We start from the raw sequence: 18,523 nt of genomic DNA, 5'->3' as shown, positions 1-18,523 counted from the left end.
TCTCCCGCAATCCTTCAGCTATCATATCCATGGGCATGAAACGGAGGATATCCTCTTCGACGACCCCCTCATACCTTGCCCTTTTGTTAATACTGGAAATGTACAGGGATATCTTCTCCACCATGACGAAAAGCAGATATCCGCTGAGCGACGCCATATTGGTGACGAGGCCGAACACCAGCAGGTTGACCCTGGAATCGTCTATCACTATACCCCACTGGACAAGTACCTGGCGGAGCAGGAAGAAGAGGACTATGCCGGCCAATGCGGCTATGCCGTACATCGCTAAACTCAACCCGCTTCGTTGTAATGATTTGAGATAACTCGACCGGGCAGGCCCCGGGCCGCCGTAGCCTTTCACAGACGCAACCATCTGTTCCGGACGATACAGTCTCTCCTTATCCTCCTCCTGCAGAGCGGAGCCGAAATCGACGCCTTTGAGCTCTGCCGCCTGCACCGCCCTTATCCTTTCGAGGACCGTGTCAAGGAACGATATGACATTGTTCATGGGCATCGCCTGGACGCCGCCCCTGTATACCGGCTTGCCGTTATACGCCTCTCCCGGGGCCATCCGGCTTTCGTTCAGACCCGGCTGTACCCCTATATATCCGTATTGGTTCTTTGTTGCAGCGAACGTCTCCCCTTTCATATACCATGTAGGCATCAGGCCCGGCAGGGCATTATAATGCGGGTAGTGCGGCCTCGATAAGAGGCTGTACTTGCCGGGGTCTTCTATCACATGGTCCAGCCACGAAATGCAGTATCCGATATAATCATACAGGTTTATGGTCATGGTGGGCGCGCCTATATAATCGTGCGGATGGCCTTTCGGGGCGCGGGTATCGAAAGTGAGGAGCGCTTCCCAGTCGCCGGCCGTCATCTTCCTCGTCCCGTCCCTGCCCTTTATATCTATCCTGTCCTCGTCCCTTTCCGGTTCCATCATCCTCCGCAGGTCGGTACGCGCCTTCTCGAGGGCCGACCTCAATTCTGCGGCAACGCGTCTCTGGAGTTCCCTGTTCTCTTTCCGTTTGACTACGCTCAAGATGCCTCCCATGAAGAGCGCCCTGTTCAGGTATATACCGCCTATAGTCAATAGCCCGCCCAGCAATATGACCTCCGAGAAGATCCCCGATATTCCATAGAAGATGAACATAAAACCGGCAAGGAGAGAGATGATACCGGATAGCCGCACGGGCGTCTTCTGATCAAGATCTCCCTGCGTCCCTAATATATCCCCCTTCTTCAGCTCATACCTGTAATCCTGCTCTCTCAGCTCTATCTCGCCTTCGAAATACTGTCCTACTTTACCGACCCTCGTCCCCCCCTGGCGGAGGGTGGCGGCTGTCAGGCCGTCTCTCTCCAGTTTATCGTTCCTGATGACCCAGAACTTATTCGGCCGCCCCGCCCTGTTCTTCGCTTCTATATTACCGTTCAGGACTTTTATCTTAGCGATATACTCTCCGCCGGAGCCCCTTCTGACATCTATGACTTCGGCCCTGCACCTGGAAGTATAGACATCCGGCTCAAGGACGAGGCAGTTCTTCCACAGGGCATACGTCAACCCTCCCTTTATACCGCCTATCTCTTTGTTCACCTTACCATAACCCGTCACGATCTTCTCATCTTCCCCCGTATCCGGCTTTCCTCTTTCAAGCGGCACCGTAACGCTCTTTCTGAACAACCTGCTCACTACAGGCAGCATCGCCAGGAGCCCGGGTATATGGTACTTGAAGCTTTCGTGAAGATAGATGTTGTACTGCGCATCGGCTGCCGGTATATGCTCACCTTCCAGATATTTGTAGAACGCCGGATGGAAAGTTATATTGCCGGATGCATCCCTGTAGGCGATACTGGCGCGGAGAGCATCAACCCGTTCGTTCGCATCCAATACACCGTCATTGTATATCTCGAACGCCGTCCTCACCTGCCGGTATAGGTTCCCGAATTTGCGGGCGGCGGAAATGGTATAAATACCCAGGGCCGCCGACGCTGCCATGATGTAAGTGAAGTAAGCGTTATCCTGCAAGAAATATAACGCTACCGACAGCGCTATTAATTGTATAAGGAATATCGCGAGCGAGAGGTATTGGGCATTGAGCAGAGAAAGGGCATTCAGGGCATGGCCGCCCGGCCCTTCGGGAGGTATATTGATGCCGCCGCTAGGCGGCGGAGGGCTCACACCCGAATGGACCCTCAACCTGCCCTGCATGGGAGCCGCCCTCCTCGCCCTGAAATAAAGACCTGAGGCAAGCGTAAGGGTCATCAGGGTTATAAGAAGCACGGGAAGGATCGATCGCTGCAGATATATCTTTTTCAGCGTAGAGCTTTCGATCTCTGCATATCCCGCTCCCTGGGCAAGCGCCGTCTGCGCGCCTATTATAGACCTCATCTCTCCGTTCGTGTAACCTAAACGCACCTTCTGCTCGGCATAAGTGCATATGAATTGTATGAAGTCGAGTGCCTTGACATGCACGCCGAGGCCGTCATAACCCGGAACGGAGGCCTTTAGATTGGATACCGCTTCCGGATATTGAGCTATGTTATTGAACGCCTTCAGGAACTTATCGAACTTGAACCCCTCCTGGGCGTTGCCTGCCCAGTACGCTATCGTGCCGATCGACTCGCCGCCGGCGTCGGTAGTGAGGTCCAGATAATCGGAGGCACGCGGGGCCTGTATATTATGCGCCGCGGCAAATGATCCAACTGCCGCCTTGCCCAGCCGTGCGAATTTGCTTCCGAACGTCCTGAATTCCTTTTCGGTCCCTATTAACGGACTCCCGGTCACGGCGTCCGGCCGTATGGTCAACTTAACGGCCCAGTACAATATGCTGCTCACGCTCTTATAAGTGGCCGGTATATTGCCGACCGTCCCGGCGAAGATCTCCTTCATGCGCGCGCCGTTATCGAGCAGTTTCCTGAGGTCTCCGACCGTTGTGATGCTGTTTAACCGCGCGGCGGTATAGATGCTGTTCCTGACGTCCTCGCTTGCGTCCTTACTGAAGATCGGATCTGCCAGGGTCATGCCTGCCAGGGCACCTGTCACCAGGTCATTCGCGTATTTGCTCTTAGCCGTCTCAAACCCGTACGGCACTTTAAAAGGACTCTTGTCCGGATTGAAATATTCGACAAGCTTGGTCCCAATATCATTTTCGGTGAACGTGATCACGGTCCCGTCCGGAAGCGTGATGCTTTTACCCACGTCCTCTTTCGTCAATTCCCGGCTCACCCAGTGCATCTCCTCTATCGCCCTGTACGTGAGCGGGCCGGCGAACGCCGGTATCGGGGTGCCGTCGGCTGTAGTGATGCCGTCGAGGGACCCTATATTCTCTACGCCGCTGGTGTCAAGCGCTATCGTCCCGCCGCCTTCGGCTGCCGGCATGAGCCTGGTGCCGCGCGACTTGTCGACCTCGCCTGTAACCGGATCCAGTATCGGGTGCATGTAGACCTCGCCGAGCGTCCGGCTCGGAGCGGGTATGGAGAAGATCGCCGGCACTTCCGTCTCAGGGTATGTCTGCCCTTTTTCTGCCGGATACGCGAAGAGACCGTCTATTAACGCGTCTTCCGCGCGGAACGCCGTGACTTCGGAACTTGCCCTGTCGCTTACCCTCGTCTGGGCCCTTGCAACCATACCTGTATTATGGGTGCCTTTGACCGCGTCGAACGTCACGCCTTCCCACAGTTTAAGCCGCACTATGAGCCGGCTCTTCCCCCTCAGGTTCTTATTCAGGTAGAATACGCCCTGGTTATAATCCGGGTGCGAGGGCAGGGGTATGCTGTAGACGCTGTCAGGGTCAGCCGAATCGTAAAGGTAGCGGCTGACCTCTCCCAGCTGAATAACATTTTCGCCTTTTGACCAATTATATATTCCGGTTTTACCGTCGAATGTGAGGTCACCCGCCAGTTCGCCCGTCTTCGGATCGACCGATATGACATCCCTGTCAAATTCCGCGAACTCCCTGACACGTTTCTTCCCGTATACACCGTAGAATTCGTAAACCGGTTTGCCTTTATAGACGCCCTTGACGAAGTACTCGCTATTTTCGTTCCTGCCGAGGTGTATGGTTATGTAATAATCGGAGCCCGGCACCTTCATCCTCCTGACCGAAAGTGTGCCTTTTGAATAGTCGAGATGCCACAGCCGTTCCGCTTCGGACCACACTAGCGGGGCGACCCACTTCTCCGCCTCGAACTCCTTATCGGCTGTGAGGTGCGTAAGGAGGGCCGTCACCATCTGGCCTGATATGGGCTTACCGTTCTCATCCACCTTTACGCCGGCTATGTCTACTATCAGGCGCTCCTTGTGCTCATCATCATATAACGATATCGAATCTTCATATGGCTCGGCATCTATCTCCCATGTGCCGCCCGCGCCCTTCGTCACGCCGTATACCCTGCTCCATATCGGTTCCGCGCCGGATTCAGCGCCGCTTAAGGCGCGCGGTATGTCATAACCGTACCTGGTGACATACCCTTTCTTCAGCGACTTCTCTTCCGTCATCAAATATTTATCCTCTTTATCCGGGTCCTGGTAACGTATAAGTATGGAGGACTTTTCGATGATCGTCTCTTCCGGGTCATCCTCCTTCTCTTTGTAGGTGCCATATTCTTTCATCGTATTGTCGGCGGCATTATAAATGAGTATCTTGCGCAGGATGCCTATGACCTTATCCTGTTTAGGGTCGTTCTTGTCGATATATGTGATCTGTATATCCTGGTATAGGGGTTTGCCGAATACGTCATATACGCCGTATGAGGTCTCCCATGCGTGCAATAGAGAATCCCATTTATACTGGATTATCCACTTTGCGCCCTTTGACGGTATCGCTATCTCTCTCGGGACAGGAGAATCTTTCGGGACAGGCGCGGCAAACCTGACCGTTCCGCCTGATATGGTAGCGACCGGCTTTCCGAATATATCCTTCAGCTCTCCCGCCGTCTCTTTGGTGATCTCCCTGGGGGTATATATATGAGGCGTGAAGCGCGTACTCTCTATCGGCGCTCCGGTCGCGGGGTCTGTCCTGTATCCTTCGGACGAAAAGGAGAGGATATTGCCGAATGGGTCTTTCTTCACCTGCGTTACGGTGACCGTTGTGACGCCGCCCTCCCTGAATGTCTTCGTGTCGGTTACGGTCCTGTTGCCGTCCTCTGTAGTGACTATACGCTTCTCCAGATCATATACGACGGTAATGTCTCTATTGTCGGTGAAATCGTGCACCGTCTCCTTCACCTTCTCCCACGACCAGAGGAGTATCCACCTGTCCTTATCTCTCGCCTCTTCGTCGAATATTATCTTGTACCGCTCCTTCTTTACCTCAGCGCCTTTCTCATCATAAAAGACGGTCTCGATGACATCCTTCTCCCCCTTCGACTCTGCGTAATAACGGTAGACCTCCGTCTGCCCTGTGACCCGGTTAAATGTCACTTTAAAGAGGAGCCGTTCCTCTTTATCCATGACGATATGCTGCTCTTCCACCGTATCTATCTTGCCCGTAGCGGGATCATAGTCACGCTTTACGTGGAATTTATATATCGCTTCATCGATGGGCATCTCATACTTTGCGCCGTTCGGGAACGTGAATGTCGTGCCGTCAAAGACGGTGCTGTCCTTTATGCCCGTGACCGTTTCTTCGGAGCTATCGAGCACAGAGTTACCGTCGAGGACCGCGGAGCTCTTCCCGACCGGAGCCGGAGCAAATCCCTGGGCCGTGCCCCTCCTGACATCCGCCTGCGAATAGACGACGCCGTCATAACGGACATCCGTATTTATATGCCTGTATATATAAGTCCTTGAGCCGCCGACATCGACATAATGCCTGCCGTATACATCCCTTCCCTCTTCAACCGGCACCCTCTCACCGTTCACTTCCTTCCATCCGGTGACCGTGGATGCCGCGCCGGTCTCGTTGTCCATAGACGACGTCCTTACCCATTTGCCATCTTCATCTATGAAGTATGTAGCGGTCGAAGATATGTGTTCTGCCCTGGGAGCTGTCGGAGCCGGTGCCGGTGCAGGTGTCGGCTCTGGAGCGGTGACTGACGGTGTACCTTGAGCGGCCTGCGGCGCGGGTGCGGGCGGTGCCTGGGCCGGCGGCGTCACCATTTCAGCCGGCGCTTTAGGCGCTTCCGCTCCCTGCGTAAGATAAGCATTTAGCGCATCATAATCCACGGTAACGGGTTTATCTTCCTTCCATGCACCATCCCAGAACAGGAGGCCGCTATAACCTTTCTTCTCCACCTCTCCAATGACCGCTGCAAACTCTTTCCCTAATGTATCTTTATGATAACCGAATTCACCTATTAAGAGAGGCCGCGAACCGATCTCAGGGATCGATCTTACAAGCTCTTCTTTGGACGGGAGTGCAGGGAAATCCGGATACCAATGCAACTCGACAAAATCTACGAATCCGGCGAGTTCTCTTATGGTAGCGGTATCTCTCGATGTTATACCGGCTGTCATAAGTACCGGCGTGCCAGTATCTCTCACAGCGACGGCTAATCTTTTTACGAATTCTATCATCTCCCTCTTGCCGGAGTTCTCCGGCTCATTTACGAGATCGTATGCAATTACCCTGCCTTTATCGTTCTCTCTCTCGAGATATGTGTCAATATCTTTCACCAATTTTTGGACCCTTACAATCTCTTCGTCAGGGTTTGACAATATCTCCGGGTGCGTCTTTGCCAGTCCAAAATCATAAAGGGTAAGAATGAGATGTATCCCATGTGCCTTCGCAAGCGCGAGGAGAGCCTCAACATCTTCCCGAACCCCTTCCCATGAAGTTCGGTTGTCGCAGCGTATGAATACACGGGTCTCTTTGGCACCGGCTGCTTCAAGCAGCGCAAGGAATGTATCCATTCTGTCTTTGCCGCCCATCGATATACGTTTCGCGTCATCCCCTTTGCCGAAGGCATAGCCATAGTACATATCTTCGCGGCCCCGGTCCCAGGATGGCGCAGCGCCGAGGTTGTTTCTGAAATCGCCAAGATCCACAGGCCGCGGGGCTAGTGGTGCCAATTTTGCCGCCTCGGCAGACTTTGCCTCGCTCGGGACTATTTTGACCTCTTTCACAATGACCGGCTTATTATAGGGCTTGCCTCCGGAATCGAGTTTTATGCCCAGGGCTATGATCTGGGAAAGCGCAGCGGCTGGATCGCTGCTCCATATGCCGTCGGTATAGGCGGGGATGTCGCTGGCCGGATCGAATGTGAGGGTGATGGTGCCTGTCTTGCCATCTTTCATGTCATGCCACGGTCCGTAGCAGCTATTCCAACCGGCACCGGCTTTCAAAAATATCTGTATTCCGGCAAGCCCTCGTTCCGGCACCTCCAATGTAACGACTACCTTCTTACCCTTAAGGCCATCCTGGCCTAAAGCCAACGGTTTAAACGCTTCTCCTTTTGGGTTTGTCCCATCGAGCGCTGTCGTAAGTACAAGGGCGCCCGCCTCCTCTTTAACGCCGATTATACCTCGATCGATTTCTGTCTGCGCTTTCCAGTCCTTAAATGGGATCGCCTCTTCTTTCGGCACTGCGGCAAGATGTGCTTGAGTATACCATCCCAATACGATACCCCATTTCCCTCCGGGAATAGCTGTAGGCTCCGGCACAAGCGCCGAGACCGGCCCGGGGACAGCGGGGGCTGCAGGTGTCGTCACGGGAAAAGGCACCGTCTCCCCTGTCTTCAGTGTCCTGTATCTTTTCTCAGTGATCACCTTTTTGCCCGTAGCCGGCTCCACGGAAACTTCATAAGTGGTACGTACCGAGCTCTCGGAATCGGTATGATCGATCATCTCCTTGCTCAATATCCCGCCGTTACGGTCCGTTACATAGGTCTCTGTATGCACCAATTCTCCCGTAAATATGTTATACCGCCCGCCTTCCATCCGGATATTACCGCCCGGATACGTATAGTCCCATTCTTCTCTCCGGACAGCCTGGGCACCCATACCGGGAAGGGCATCGAGGCCTGTACCGTCGGGGTTTATCCTGCCTATCCAACCCTCGGACCTTGCGGTCTTACCGGAACCATCGAATGTGCTGACCCACGTCTCCGTTATCGGGACGGTGCTGTCCTTCACCTCGTCCGCGAAGACACTCTCCTCAGACAACGATATGACCGGCTTTCCGTCCGCCTTGAAGAGATAGGAGCTGCCCGCAACCGTCCCGTCCTCCCTGAAGACCGTCATCGGTATCTTGATGCCTGCCGGTATCGCGAGGGGCGTGCCGCCGTTCAACCTGAAATCAAAACCGGGCGTCGGGACGGGGTCACCGCACTCCTTCCACTTCCACCCGTCTATCGCCCACGTCCCCTCGTTGAACGTGCCTTTGTATATTACGCGCGCGAAATCCTCGTCGCCCTGCATCACAGATACCTCATCATTATCGCTATCGACGACGTATATCACCCGTTTCCCGTCCGCGCCCACTCCCGGATAGACATCTCCCCGATGGTTCACAAAGTAGAGCGCATCCATGATGGGGTCTTTATAATCGAGGAAGCGGCCGCCCGACTTCATGTGTGGGATGACCATCTTCACCATATAGTCCAGCGCCGGCGCTATCGACGGGACCCCTTTTGAGCCCCTCAATATCTCGCCTGTCGACCTGTCCGGATGCATCCCTTCCAACAGGGCCGTAGTCACCTTGAATGCCCTGTCGAGGGCTATACGGATCCTCACAAGGTCCTCTTCTTTCTCTATATCACCGGGCGCCGTCTTATCCCTGTTTAGGAGGAGATAACGGAGCCGCGCCCCTTCAAGGGTAGCCGCAAGCCGCTCCGTGGTCCATACGTCAGGGTCTTTCAGATCGCCAAATTCTGCGTTGACTATCCTTGAGACCTCTGCCATGGCCGGGTGCAGGCGCCTCATCATCTCAGGCGTAAGGTGCTGGAACATCATATTCGAATAATAGAGGTCGAGGACCGGGCGGTGCAGTACATCGTCGAGGTCAAGTTCCGTCTTCCCGCTCACGCTCATGCCGGTCATCTTAAGGAAATCGGAGAGGTCGGTGAGGACTGCCCTGCGCCGCTGTCCGATATCCGGAGCGGTCTGCCTTATCCCGTAGGCGTCTATATTCTCCTCCGTCTCCTTCTCCCATTTTGCGCGGTCCGACGGTCCATATTTGCCTTCTACGGCATCGATACTATAGCTCAGGTACGCCTTCACATCGTCTCTTGCCGTCTTGCTCTCATTCCATTTTGTCTTATACCCTTCCATCGACTGCAGGTAATCGGCCAACCCCAGGATATTGAATAGTCCCGGATATGAGCCGGATTTGGGATCATTGATCTCGCCGCTATTTTCGCGCGGGGCGGTCCTGTAGAAGAAGGTGCCGTATAGATCGAGTTCGTGGGTCGCGAGACGGGGCCTCAATATCATCACATCAGGCAGCCACTTTGTCATCCCGCGAATGTGCGCGGCCGCTTCCTTCTTTGAAAGACCGTGGACATTCATTATGAAAGCGAAGATGGCGTCAAGATCTCTTTTCGGGATGCTCTGATAGACGGCCTCTTTCGGGAGAGCGTACTGTGCGGCAAGGGTATCGAAAAGTTCTGCGACAGCGCCGGAGACGTCGCCCGGCTTTACGCCATCCTGGATGGCGGGCGGAGCTACGCGCGGCAGTGAAATGGCTGGTCTGGCCGGACGTTCGACCGGCACCGGTTCGACCGATGGCGGCCCCATCTCCCTCACCTCCGATTCGAACTTCACCCCTATTATGACGCATGTCTCCAGGAACTTCGCCGTCGTCGCAGGCGCCTCGAATATAGTATTTATATGTTGGTCAAGCGCCAGGAGCTCATCACGGATTGCAATACCGACCTTCGCTTCATCGTAATCGCCCTGCGTTATGGCCGAGAAATTCCCTCTGGCAGTAGTGAACGCCTGCGCATATGAAGACGAGGCGCTCTCCTGCTCTTTTATGATTCCGGGGAGCGCGAGGAGACGGTCCCTGAGCCCCGCCTCTTTCACTTCCTCTTCGGTCCGCGCGCGTATGAGCCCCGCGAACGCGTCCATGTTGGCCGTCTTCCGCTCCCCCCCGTCATAAAGGGTGAAGGTGAGCGTAAGTGACTGTGACGGGAAGAGAGATATCGCGATATCCGGGCTCAGTGCGTATGCCCTGCCGGTAAGTTTGTATTCCGCGGCGGCACGTTTTACGGCTTCGTCCATCTTCCTCACTTCCGGATATGAATTCATAAAAGCGGCTATAAGCTCTTCGCTGGCTATTGCCCCCAGCTCCTCTACGGTCAGGAGACGCATCGTGCCGTCTGCGGCCACATTCCTGAATTCACCGCGCCCTATCAGCGCAGCCCTCAATTCAACCGTATAGTTATCGTGCCTCTTCTCCGCTTCTGCCAGTTCTTTTCTCGCCCATACCAGGAGGTCCTTCAGTTTCCGGGCTGCGGGTGTCTTGGCAGGTTCAAGCGCCGCACGCCTTTCGGCCAATTCGACCGCCTTCTCAGCGTCCGGTATGATGACATCTCTCAATACATTTATCCTGTATGCCTCTTTCATCCGGCCTTTGGCCGTGTCGATTATGACTTCCGTGTCGCCTATATGGGCCTGTACGGCCTGCTCTTCATACTCGGCCGCCTTTGCCTTTGACGCGCTCCTTGCCCGCGCCACATCCCTAAGGTTGAAATGGAGCCCTATGCCGCCCGTCAATTTGACGGCGCTCGTTACGGTCGGGCCCGTTTGCTGCCGGCCGCCGGTCAGGCCGCCGAGCGCTCCCTGTCCGCCGCCTTGGCCGCCCTGCGTCAGCCGTGAATAACCTGTGCTGAGGCCGCTAAGCAGGTTGCTTGTCACCGCGCCGGAGAATTGGTCCGGAAGGCCCTGATACCAGTTCATCGAATCTTGTATGCTTGTAAGCGTATCCTGGCTGAGATCAAGGGCGTTCTGGCCGCTATATTCGGGCCTGAGCGCTATGACGTTCGTCCCCGATTCAAACTGATAGAATCTGAAGAAGTTGACCAGGTTCGTCGCGTTCGACTGGAGCGACCTGAGTTTAATAATGGTGCTTAACCCCTGCGACAGGGAACTCGACATCCGGGCAAGCTTATTCTCCTCTGTCTCTGTAGCTGTCACGCTGTAGGTATATTCCGCGCCTACCGTAATGTCGAATAGGCCTACGATATACTCCGCGAAGCTGTATCTGGCGCGTTCGGCATCGACTTTAGCCGGCACAACGCCCGACATACGGGCAAGCTCTTCGGCCACAAACCTTGAGTGCTCTCCTTTATCCTTATATATATCCATCTCTAAAGAAGCTAGAAGGTATTCCTGGTAAACGGCGCGGAGGGCTTCAAGGGAATCGAGATACTGGGTGCGCGCCAGCTCTATCTCGAACGCGTTCGTAAGGGCTGCCGAACCTGTATAATCTTTTGCCTGTTCCATAAGGCCTATATAGCGGTCGCGCTTCATGTTCGAGTCCTCTATCTGGAACGCGACCATGTCCCATGCGCCCTTGAACCGTACGGCCGTCTGCTGGGATGCCATCTGAGCGGCGTTCCTGGCCTGTTTTATGGCATCTTCCGACTTCTTCTGGTCTATTTCATACCCGTGCGCGCGGGCAAGGCCGGCCAGGTTAAGCGGGTCGATTATGGAGATCCCGGCCGCGAATGTATCGGTAGTCGTCCGGCTTGACCCCTGGCCGCCGGCCGAACCCAATAGTGACGTGCCGAATTGCGCGGCGCCGAGGGTCTTATCAAGGCCCGCCTGCATGTTAGCCAGCTGAGACGCCTGCCGCATCTTCTGGATCGCCTGGAACGGGTTCACCTGTCTGCCCTGCGGCTTCTCTTCGGATACGGTCCTCGTATATGACAGGGAGACGTTGAATGCTATGGACCGCCTCCACAGCTCCATCTTCTCCGCGTGTTTGAGCATTTCGAGTTCCTTCTCTTTCACGCGCACGCCGAGGTTCGGGTCGAACCCGGCTATCTCGACACGCCCCAGCTCCTCCTGCGGGAGAAGCGCCACGTCGATCCCGGTCAGTTCGCGTATATAGGAGACGGCGTCTGAGCGGTACTTCTTCGCTGACTCGGACGCAAGACGTTCGTTTGCCAGGTAGACCCTTGCCGCCTCCACCTTCTCTGGCCCGACTATTGCCGCCTGGGCCTCGGCCTTTGAAAGTGCCAGCTCGGCGCTCGTTACTATGACCTCCTTGTTTTTGGACGACGCATCGGCGCTGCGAGCTATGAATACGGCCTCCACCACGCTCAGGACAAAACGCTGCCTGTTATCCATGGTTGCCAGTTTTATGCGGTCCCGTTCGGCATGCAGGTAACGTATGAATTCTTTATAACCGGGCCCCTTCGCTTCAAATCCGGCGAGGAGTTTAGCCATATAACTATCATCTGTCGTCTGGAGAAGCAGGGAGACACTCCTCGCCAGGAGGAACGGTTTATGTTCCGCTTCGTAGATCAGGTTATCGATCTTTTCAAGCTGGAGTTCGTCCTGCATACCCTGTCCGTAAGTGTCATAGACGCCCAGGGCGGCCTGTACGACATCGTTCAGGGTGGGGTTCTCCTTTTTGACCGGCGCCTGTATCTTTATGCCATTCTCTTTAATGAAGGTATCGATGCCGCTCAACGTAGCTTCGTACTGCGCCTGAAGGCTTTCATATACGCTCGCCGCTTCCTTATAAGCGCTCTCCATCTCGTTATACGCCTCGGTGATGTCGACGAGGTCGTCCTGGCTCACCCTCCCCTTTGCCGCGCTGTCCTCCAGGACCTCTTTAGCGCTCTTGAGCTGGGCGATGTACTTTTCGAGTTCGCCCATGTACGCCTTCTGGTTATCGCGCTCCCGCTCCACCCTCTCCTTAAGCAGGGCCGCGCCCCGTATGCCGGACCTGAAATCCCTTATCGCGCCCCTCTGGTCGAGGAATGCCTTTGCTACGGTCAATTCAGAGCAATCGAGGCCGCCCGACCTCTGGGCGGTGAAACCGAACGAGAAGACGAACGGATATCCTATGTTCAGACTGAGGATATTCTTCGTCCACGGCCCTTTACGCGCCTCATCCATCCTGTATTCTGCCCACCGGCCGCGCAGGGCAAGCTGTAATATATTCAGGTCTATGGCCCCTTCCTTTAATACACCCGACCCTTTGAGCGCTGCCATGAAATCTTCGACCGTAAATTCACCTTCCGGCATCGTGAAATGTTCGCCCTCGGGCATGCCCAGTAGACGATCCGTCTCCAGCTGGAGCTCGATGAGCTCTCCGTCAAGCTGCGCCATCCTTCCGCGCCATGACTCTATGTGGCCCTTTGCCGCCTCGCGGCTCGTTCCGCTCGGTACGCTGCCGAGACGCGCCTCTTCCTCTTTGACCGTCTCCGCAAGACGCCCCCTCTCTCCTTTGACGGCCTCATACCTGTTGTGTAGCCCGAAGTAATAGAGCGCATCGTTGATCACCTGGCGGGGCTCATCGAGCCCCTTTATCGCGACCGTCTGGGCGGCCTGGGCCTCTTCTTCTCTCTTCACCCTGTTGAATATATGGCTGAACGCGAGCCCGAAGCTCGGCCCTGCCTTCGAAACACCTGCCGAGAACTTGACCGTGGTCTCGCCGGCCCTCACCCTGTCTACGCCTACCGCGGCGCGTACCTTTCCGGTCCATATCTCGACGAATTGCGGCGATCTCATCAGTATCTCGATAGCGCCTTTATGCGATTCCGGCTCAACCCCTATGATGCCTCGCGCGTAAATGACGGTATCGCAGAAGACGGCCATCATAGCATTCTCCACCCCGTCCTTCTTTATCATCTTCCCTACATCTTCTGCGTCGGCATATACCGCGGTCCCGTCCGGGCCGCGCACATCATATCCTTTTTCTCCTACCAGGCGTGTGAGGTCCTCAAGGTTCCGTATGACCATGGTCCCGGCCGGACCCTTCCAGAGCCCCTTCGGCGCGCGGACAACTGTATACCCTTCTTCATCGATGGCCGGTGCCTCGGCGGCCGGGCCCGAATATATGACCATATCCTCCCGGATCGCGTCATCGAACTTCTCCACGCTGCCCTTCAGGATGATCACCTCGGGGATATCGGCGGACTTTACGATATTGAATACCGCGCCGTCTTTTGCAGCGGTGAAACCGTCCCTGGGTATATCTATCTCTTCCTGGTTCAATACCCTGCGGGTCACCTCACCTTTGGGTGCGGCCAATATATCATCTTCGAGGATGGCCCGTACGGGCGAAAGTGATACCTCTTTTCCGTCAACGCTGAATATATATCCGCCGCCCATAACGAGCTTCACGAATTCGGCCCTGTCGGCGGCCACCACCCCTCCCTTTTCGCTTATCGCGGCAAAGTATATGCCATCCACCTTCCACGTCTTTCCGGACCTGTCCTTAGTCTTGCCGCGCCTGGCATCATAATCGGTCCAGTCCCGTACCAGGCCCGATTCGGTTATCATTCGTGTATCTCTTCCGCGCGTGGCGGCGAACAATCTCTCCTTGCCGCCCAGCTCACGGCCGAAGTAAGCGTTGAAACTCACACCGTCTTTCGAAACGGTAAGGCCCTCCATGGCCGCGAGGTCCATATCCGGCTTCAAGGGTGTCGTCTCAACGATCGCCGCGAACGGATATGCCGGCACGCCTGAGGCATCTTTAATATCGAGTTTCAGGTCTTCCGAAAATCCCCTTGCCGTATCGAGCGTGGGTGTCACGCTGATGGTACCCTTAGTATCGTCCCTGAAAGTTGCCGCGACATCTATAAGTGCGTATTCCCTGCCGCCCATTACGACGATGTCGGCCAGCTTAAGCGCGGCCTCGTCGTCCTGGGCGATCTCCCTCTTCTCGCCCTTCTTCTCTCCCGTCTCAAAGTAATGTATATCGGCGCCCATCGGATAGTCGAATGCGGCGGAACCGTCCCGGCCCGATATCATCTCTTCCGGAGCAAGGTCTCTTATCTTATCTCCGCCTATGCCAAGACGGCCTTTGAGCCATCCCCTGAAACCGCCGCCTCTCGGCCTCGGTATCTCACTCTTCAATACAGCCACGGTGAACGTGCCGCCCTGGGCATCCGCCGTAATCGTAAACGAAGGCCTCTCTTCGCCTCTCCTCGTGCCTGTATATCTCTCTACCCCCTCGGCCAGGTTCTCGGCGCCGACATCTATGGTTATGGGTACAAGCGCCCTCCTGGCCTCTGCTGCGGGCGCTGCCGCCGGCCTCGCCTCTTCCGGCGCCTGCGGGACCTGCGGGGCTTTCGCTGCGGCTGCAGCTGTCGGTTCCGGCGCGCCCAGTATGTCGATACCCAGATATCCTGACCGTGAAGGCGCATCCGCCCTTACCTCGGCAGACCTAGCCCTGGCCCTTCCTTCAGCGGCCTTGAGCTCCCGGCGTCGCGCCGTCATGGCCGGAGCGGCCGGCGCAGGCGCGGCTTTAAGCGGAACGGGCCTTTCGGCTCTTACCGCGCGCTCCTTCTCTCTCTCGGCCGAGATGGTCTCGATAGCCCTGACCATCGTCTCATTCAGCGCCTTGGCATCGACTTCTCCCTTCAGCATGCCGTATACCATCGCATCGAGCGTCTCGGGGCCGACTACGCCGTCGGTCTTCAACCCCTTCTCTTCCTGGAACTTTATGATGGCGTCATATAATCCTTTTCCGAATATGGTATCGATATCGCCCTTGTAGTGACCGGATACCGACAGATACGACTGGACCGTCAGGACGCGCGTGTCTTCGGCGCCCCTTCTGACATATCCGCTCTTGCCCTCAAGTATCGCCTTTATCAGGATCGAAAGGTTGCGTATCTTGTCCTGCCTCGCCTTATCTTCATTGGCCCATTGCATCCGCTTATTCAGGCGCTCGAGAGGGTCCTTGATATCGGAGAACGCGGGCACCTCGCCCTTCTCCCCGGAAGGCACTGCGGCAACGCCGAGCACTGTGCCTGTGACCATCTGAAGGTCTATAACATCCGTCTTACCGTCACCATTGACATCCGCATCGCCTGTAATGGGCCTGCCCATAACGGCGTTCAACGCGAGCTGGATGTCTACGGCATCCACCGAGCCGTCAGCGTTTATATCCTGAGGGTGTTCCGGCTTTTCGATGGCGCCTACCGCTATCATGGGGATGAGGGCCGCGAACTTGCCTACTCCTACCCCTGCGCCCGGCATAAGCGGCAATCTCTCCTGCGGTGCCGCCTCGGCAAAGACCTCTTTCTGTACCGCCGGTTCGGCGAACGGCATATTCTGCGGTATGGAGGTTGCGAAGACACCCGTAGTTTCGGAGTAGCTTATCTCATCGGTGCCTGCCCCCGCGTAGATGCGCGGCTTCGAAGTGAACTGGTAATAGATGCCCGTCATCGACCACGGATCATCTATACTTGCCAGAGGGTAGATGAACCATTTCCCCGTATCGATATCATGCTTTACGGCAGGGTTGAATACGTGTAACCAGCTCGCTCCTACCTTGACATATATGCCCGGGCCCCGGCCGTTATTGACGTCATTATCATTGTCAAAACGATCGTAGAGCCACCATATCGTCTGCACCTGTGTGCCCTGGCCGTCATATTTCTTGAATCCGGACAGCTGGTTACGGTGCGCCGCGGCATACCACTGCTCGTATGTATAGCGCAGGCTATTATTTGCATCGTATTCGCTTATCCGCGCCGCAAGTTCGGTGTTGGGCCAATAGGCGGCATAAAGATATTTCGTTCCGTCCGTGCCTACCTTCTCCCTGAGCCGTCCGTAGCCCCTGTTATTGAAGTTCTCATTATAGAATTTATATGAGACGAGGCGGTTCGCCTGGCTCCAGTTGTCGTCGGTATAAGCGTCCTTCTGATAATATAAGCTTGTGCCGGGCCAGTAGGTATAGGTGTGGGAGAGTTCCCCGTCAAGGGCCGCTTGGCGCCTGGACCTGTCTACCCTCCCGTATCCCCGGTCATCGAAGTTCTCGTCGATGTAATGGTAGTAGATATTGCCGCCTGTGTCGGGTGCGGTGAGCGTCTGTGATTCCATCAGGTTCGTCTCATTATCATAGAAGGTGAAGACCGCTATGCGGTTCGCCTCGGTGGCCGCTTCATCAGCGTATTTTGTCTTCCTGATAAGACGGCCTGAGCCATTGTAAACGAGACGGTAACTGGCAACGAACTCCGTCCCTGCCTTGTCGCTATACGCCTTTATGAAGAGCGGCCTGTTATTCGCATCATAGCCGCTGAACCTGAAATATAGTTCGCCGTCACTATTGGCTGCCGGGAGCAGCATCGCATACGCCTGCCGGGTGTTGGCTGCGGTGTAGTAATAGGTCGCTCTCAGGACAGTGGCTGCTGCATCGATATATGCCTTCTTGGTGATGTTGCCGGCCTGGTCGTATGTATACACGAAATATATCTCTCCGTCCCTGTTGGCGGCGGCCAGCAATTCCGTAATGATCCTGTTGGCGGCGTCGTTAGAGCAGGTATAAGTGGCTACCAGCACCGTGCCCGCCTCGTCCGAATATTCCATCTTCTTATCCACGCGGTTCGTCGTACCGTGATATGTCATACGGTAGCTGGCTATGAATTGAGACCCGCCTCCGATAGGAAGGCCCAATACGGCGTTCACTACAAGCTGTACATCGCTGGCGTCGAGCGAGCCGTCCCTATTCACATCGCCGTTCATGCCTCTTATATCAAGACCGAGGACGGCGTTCACTACAAGCTGTACATCGCTGGCATCGAACGAGCCGTCATCATTTATATCGGGGTCCATCACGACACCTATGCCCCTGAACGACCTTATGAATACCGGCCTGTCGTTGGAATCGTACCTGTCGAAGGTAAAGTAGCGCTCGCCGTTACTGTTAGCTGTGGAAAGCAGCATTGCATAGGCATGCCCGGGATCGGCGGCTCTGTAGTAGTAGGTGGCTCTTAAGATCGTGCCCGAGGCGTCCTTATACGCCTTCTTCGTTATGGTATGGTTAACGTCATCGTAGGTATATACGAAGTAGATCTCGCCGTCTGAGTTGGCCTCGGCAAGGAGTATCGTCGCTACCCTCTCCGGGTCAATGGCTTTATATGTGTAGGTGGCCACGAGGTCCGTACCGGCCTGGTCGCTATAGGCCTTCTTGGTGACGTTACCTGCCTGGTCGTAGGTGTATACGAAGTATATCTCGCCGTTGGAGTTCGCGGTGACGCGGAGTTCGGTGAGGAGACGGTTGGCTATAGTATTCTCATAGGTGTAGGTGGCGGCCGTCGTCGTCCCCGCCTCGTTGGAGTACTCGGTCTTCTGGTTGATACGGCCGGTGGCGCCGAAGTAGGTCATGCGGTAACTGGCGTGGAACTGTGTGCCGTTCACATCGGTGTACGCCCTCATGAAGGTGACACGGTTATTCGCGTCATACGTATCGAACCTGAAGAAGATGTCGCCGTTACGGTCGGCTGAGGCCAGCAGCATCGCGTAGGCCTGGGTCGGGTTTGCCTGGGTGTAGTAGTAGGTGGCTCTTAAGATCGTGCCCGAGGCGTCCTTATACGCCTTCTTCGTTATGGTATGGTTAACGTCATCGTAGGTATATACGAAGTAGATCTCGCCGTCTGAGTTGGCCTCGGCAAG

General features: G+C 55.5%; 1 protein-coding gene (cut by a window edge). It reads right to left on the bottom strand.

Features of this window, described 5'->3' with window-relative positions:
• Positions 1-18,367 carry the 5' portion of a putative PEP-binding protein gene (locus WC515_07480; protein ID MFA5147198.1) on the bottom strand. 15,284 nt of this gene lie to the left of the window's left edge, so the window shows 18,367 of its 33,651 coding nt (coding positions 1-18,367); its start codon is at positions 18,365-18,367; its stop codon lies beyond the left edge, outside the window.
• Positions 18,368-18,523 lie beyond the last annotated feature (156 nt).

It is taken from the genome of Candidatus Omnitrophota bacterium (genome assembly GCA_041650805.1).
Lineage (GTDB): Bacteria > Omnitrophota > Gorgyraeia > 2-01-FULL-45-10 > 2-01-FULL-45-10 > JBAZKM01.
This window is presented reverse-complemented; position numbering and strand designations above follow the sequence as displayed.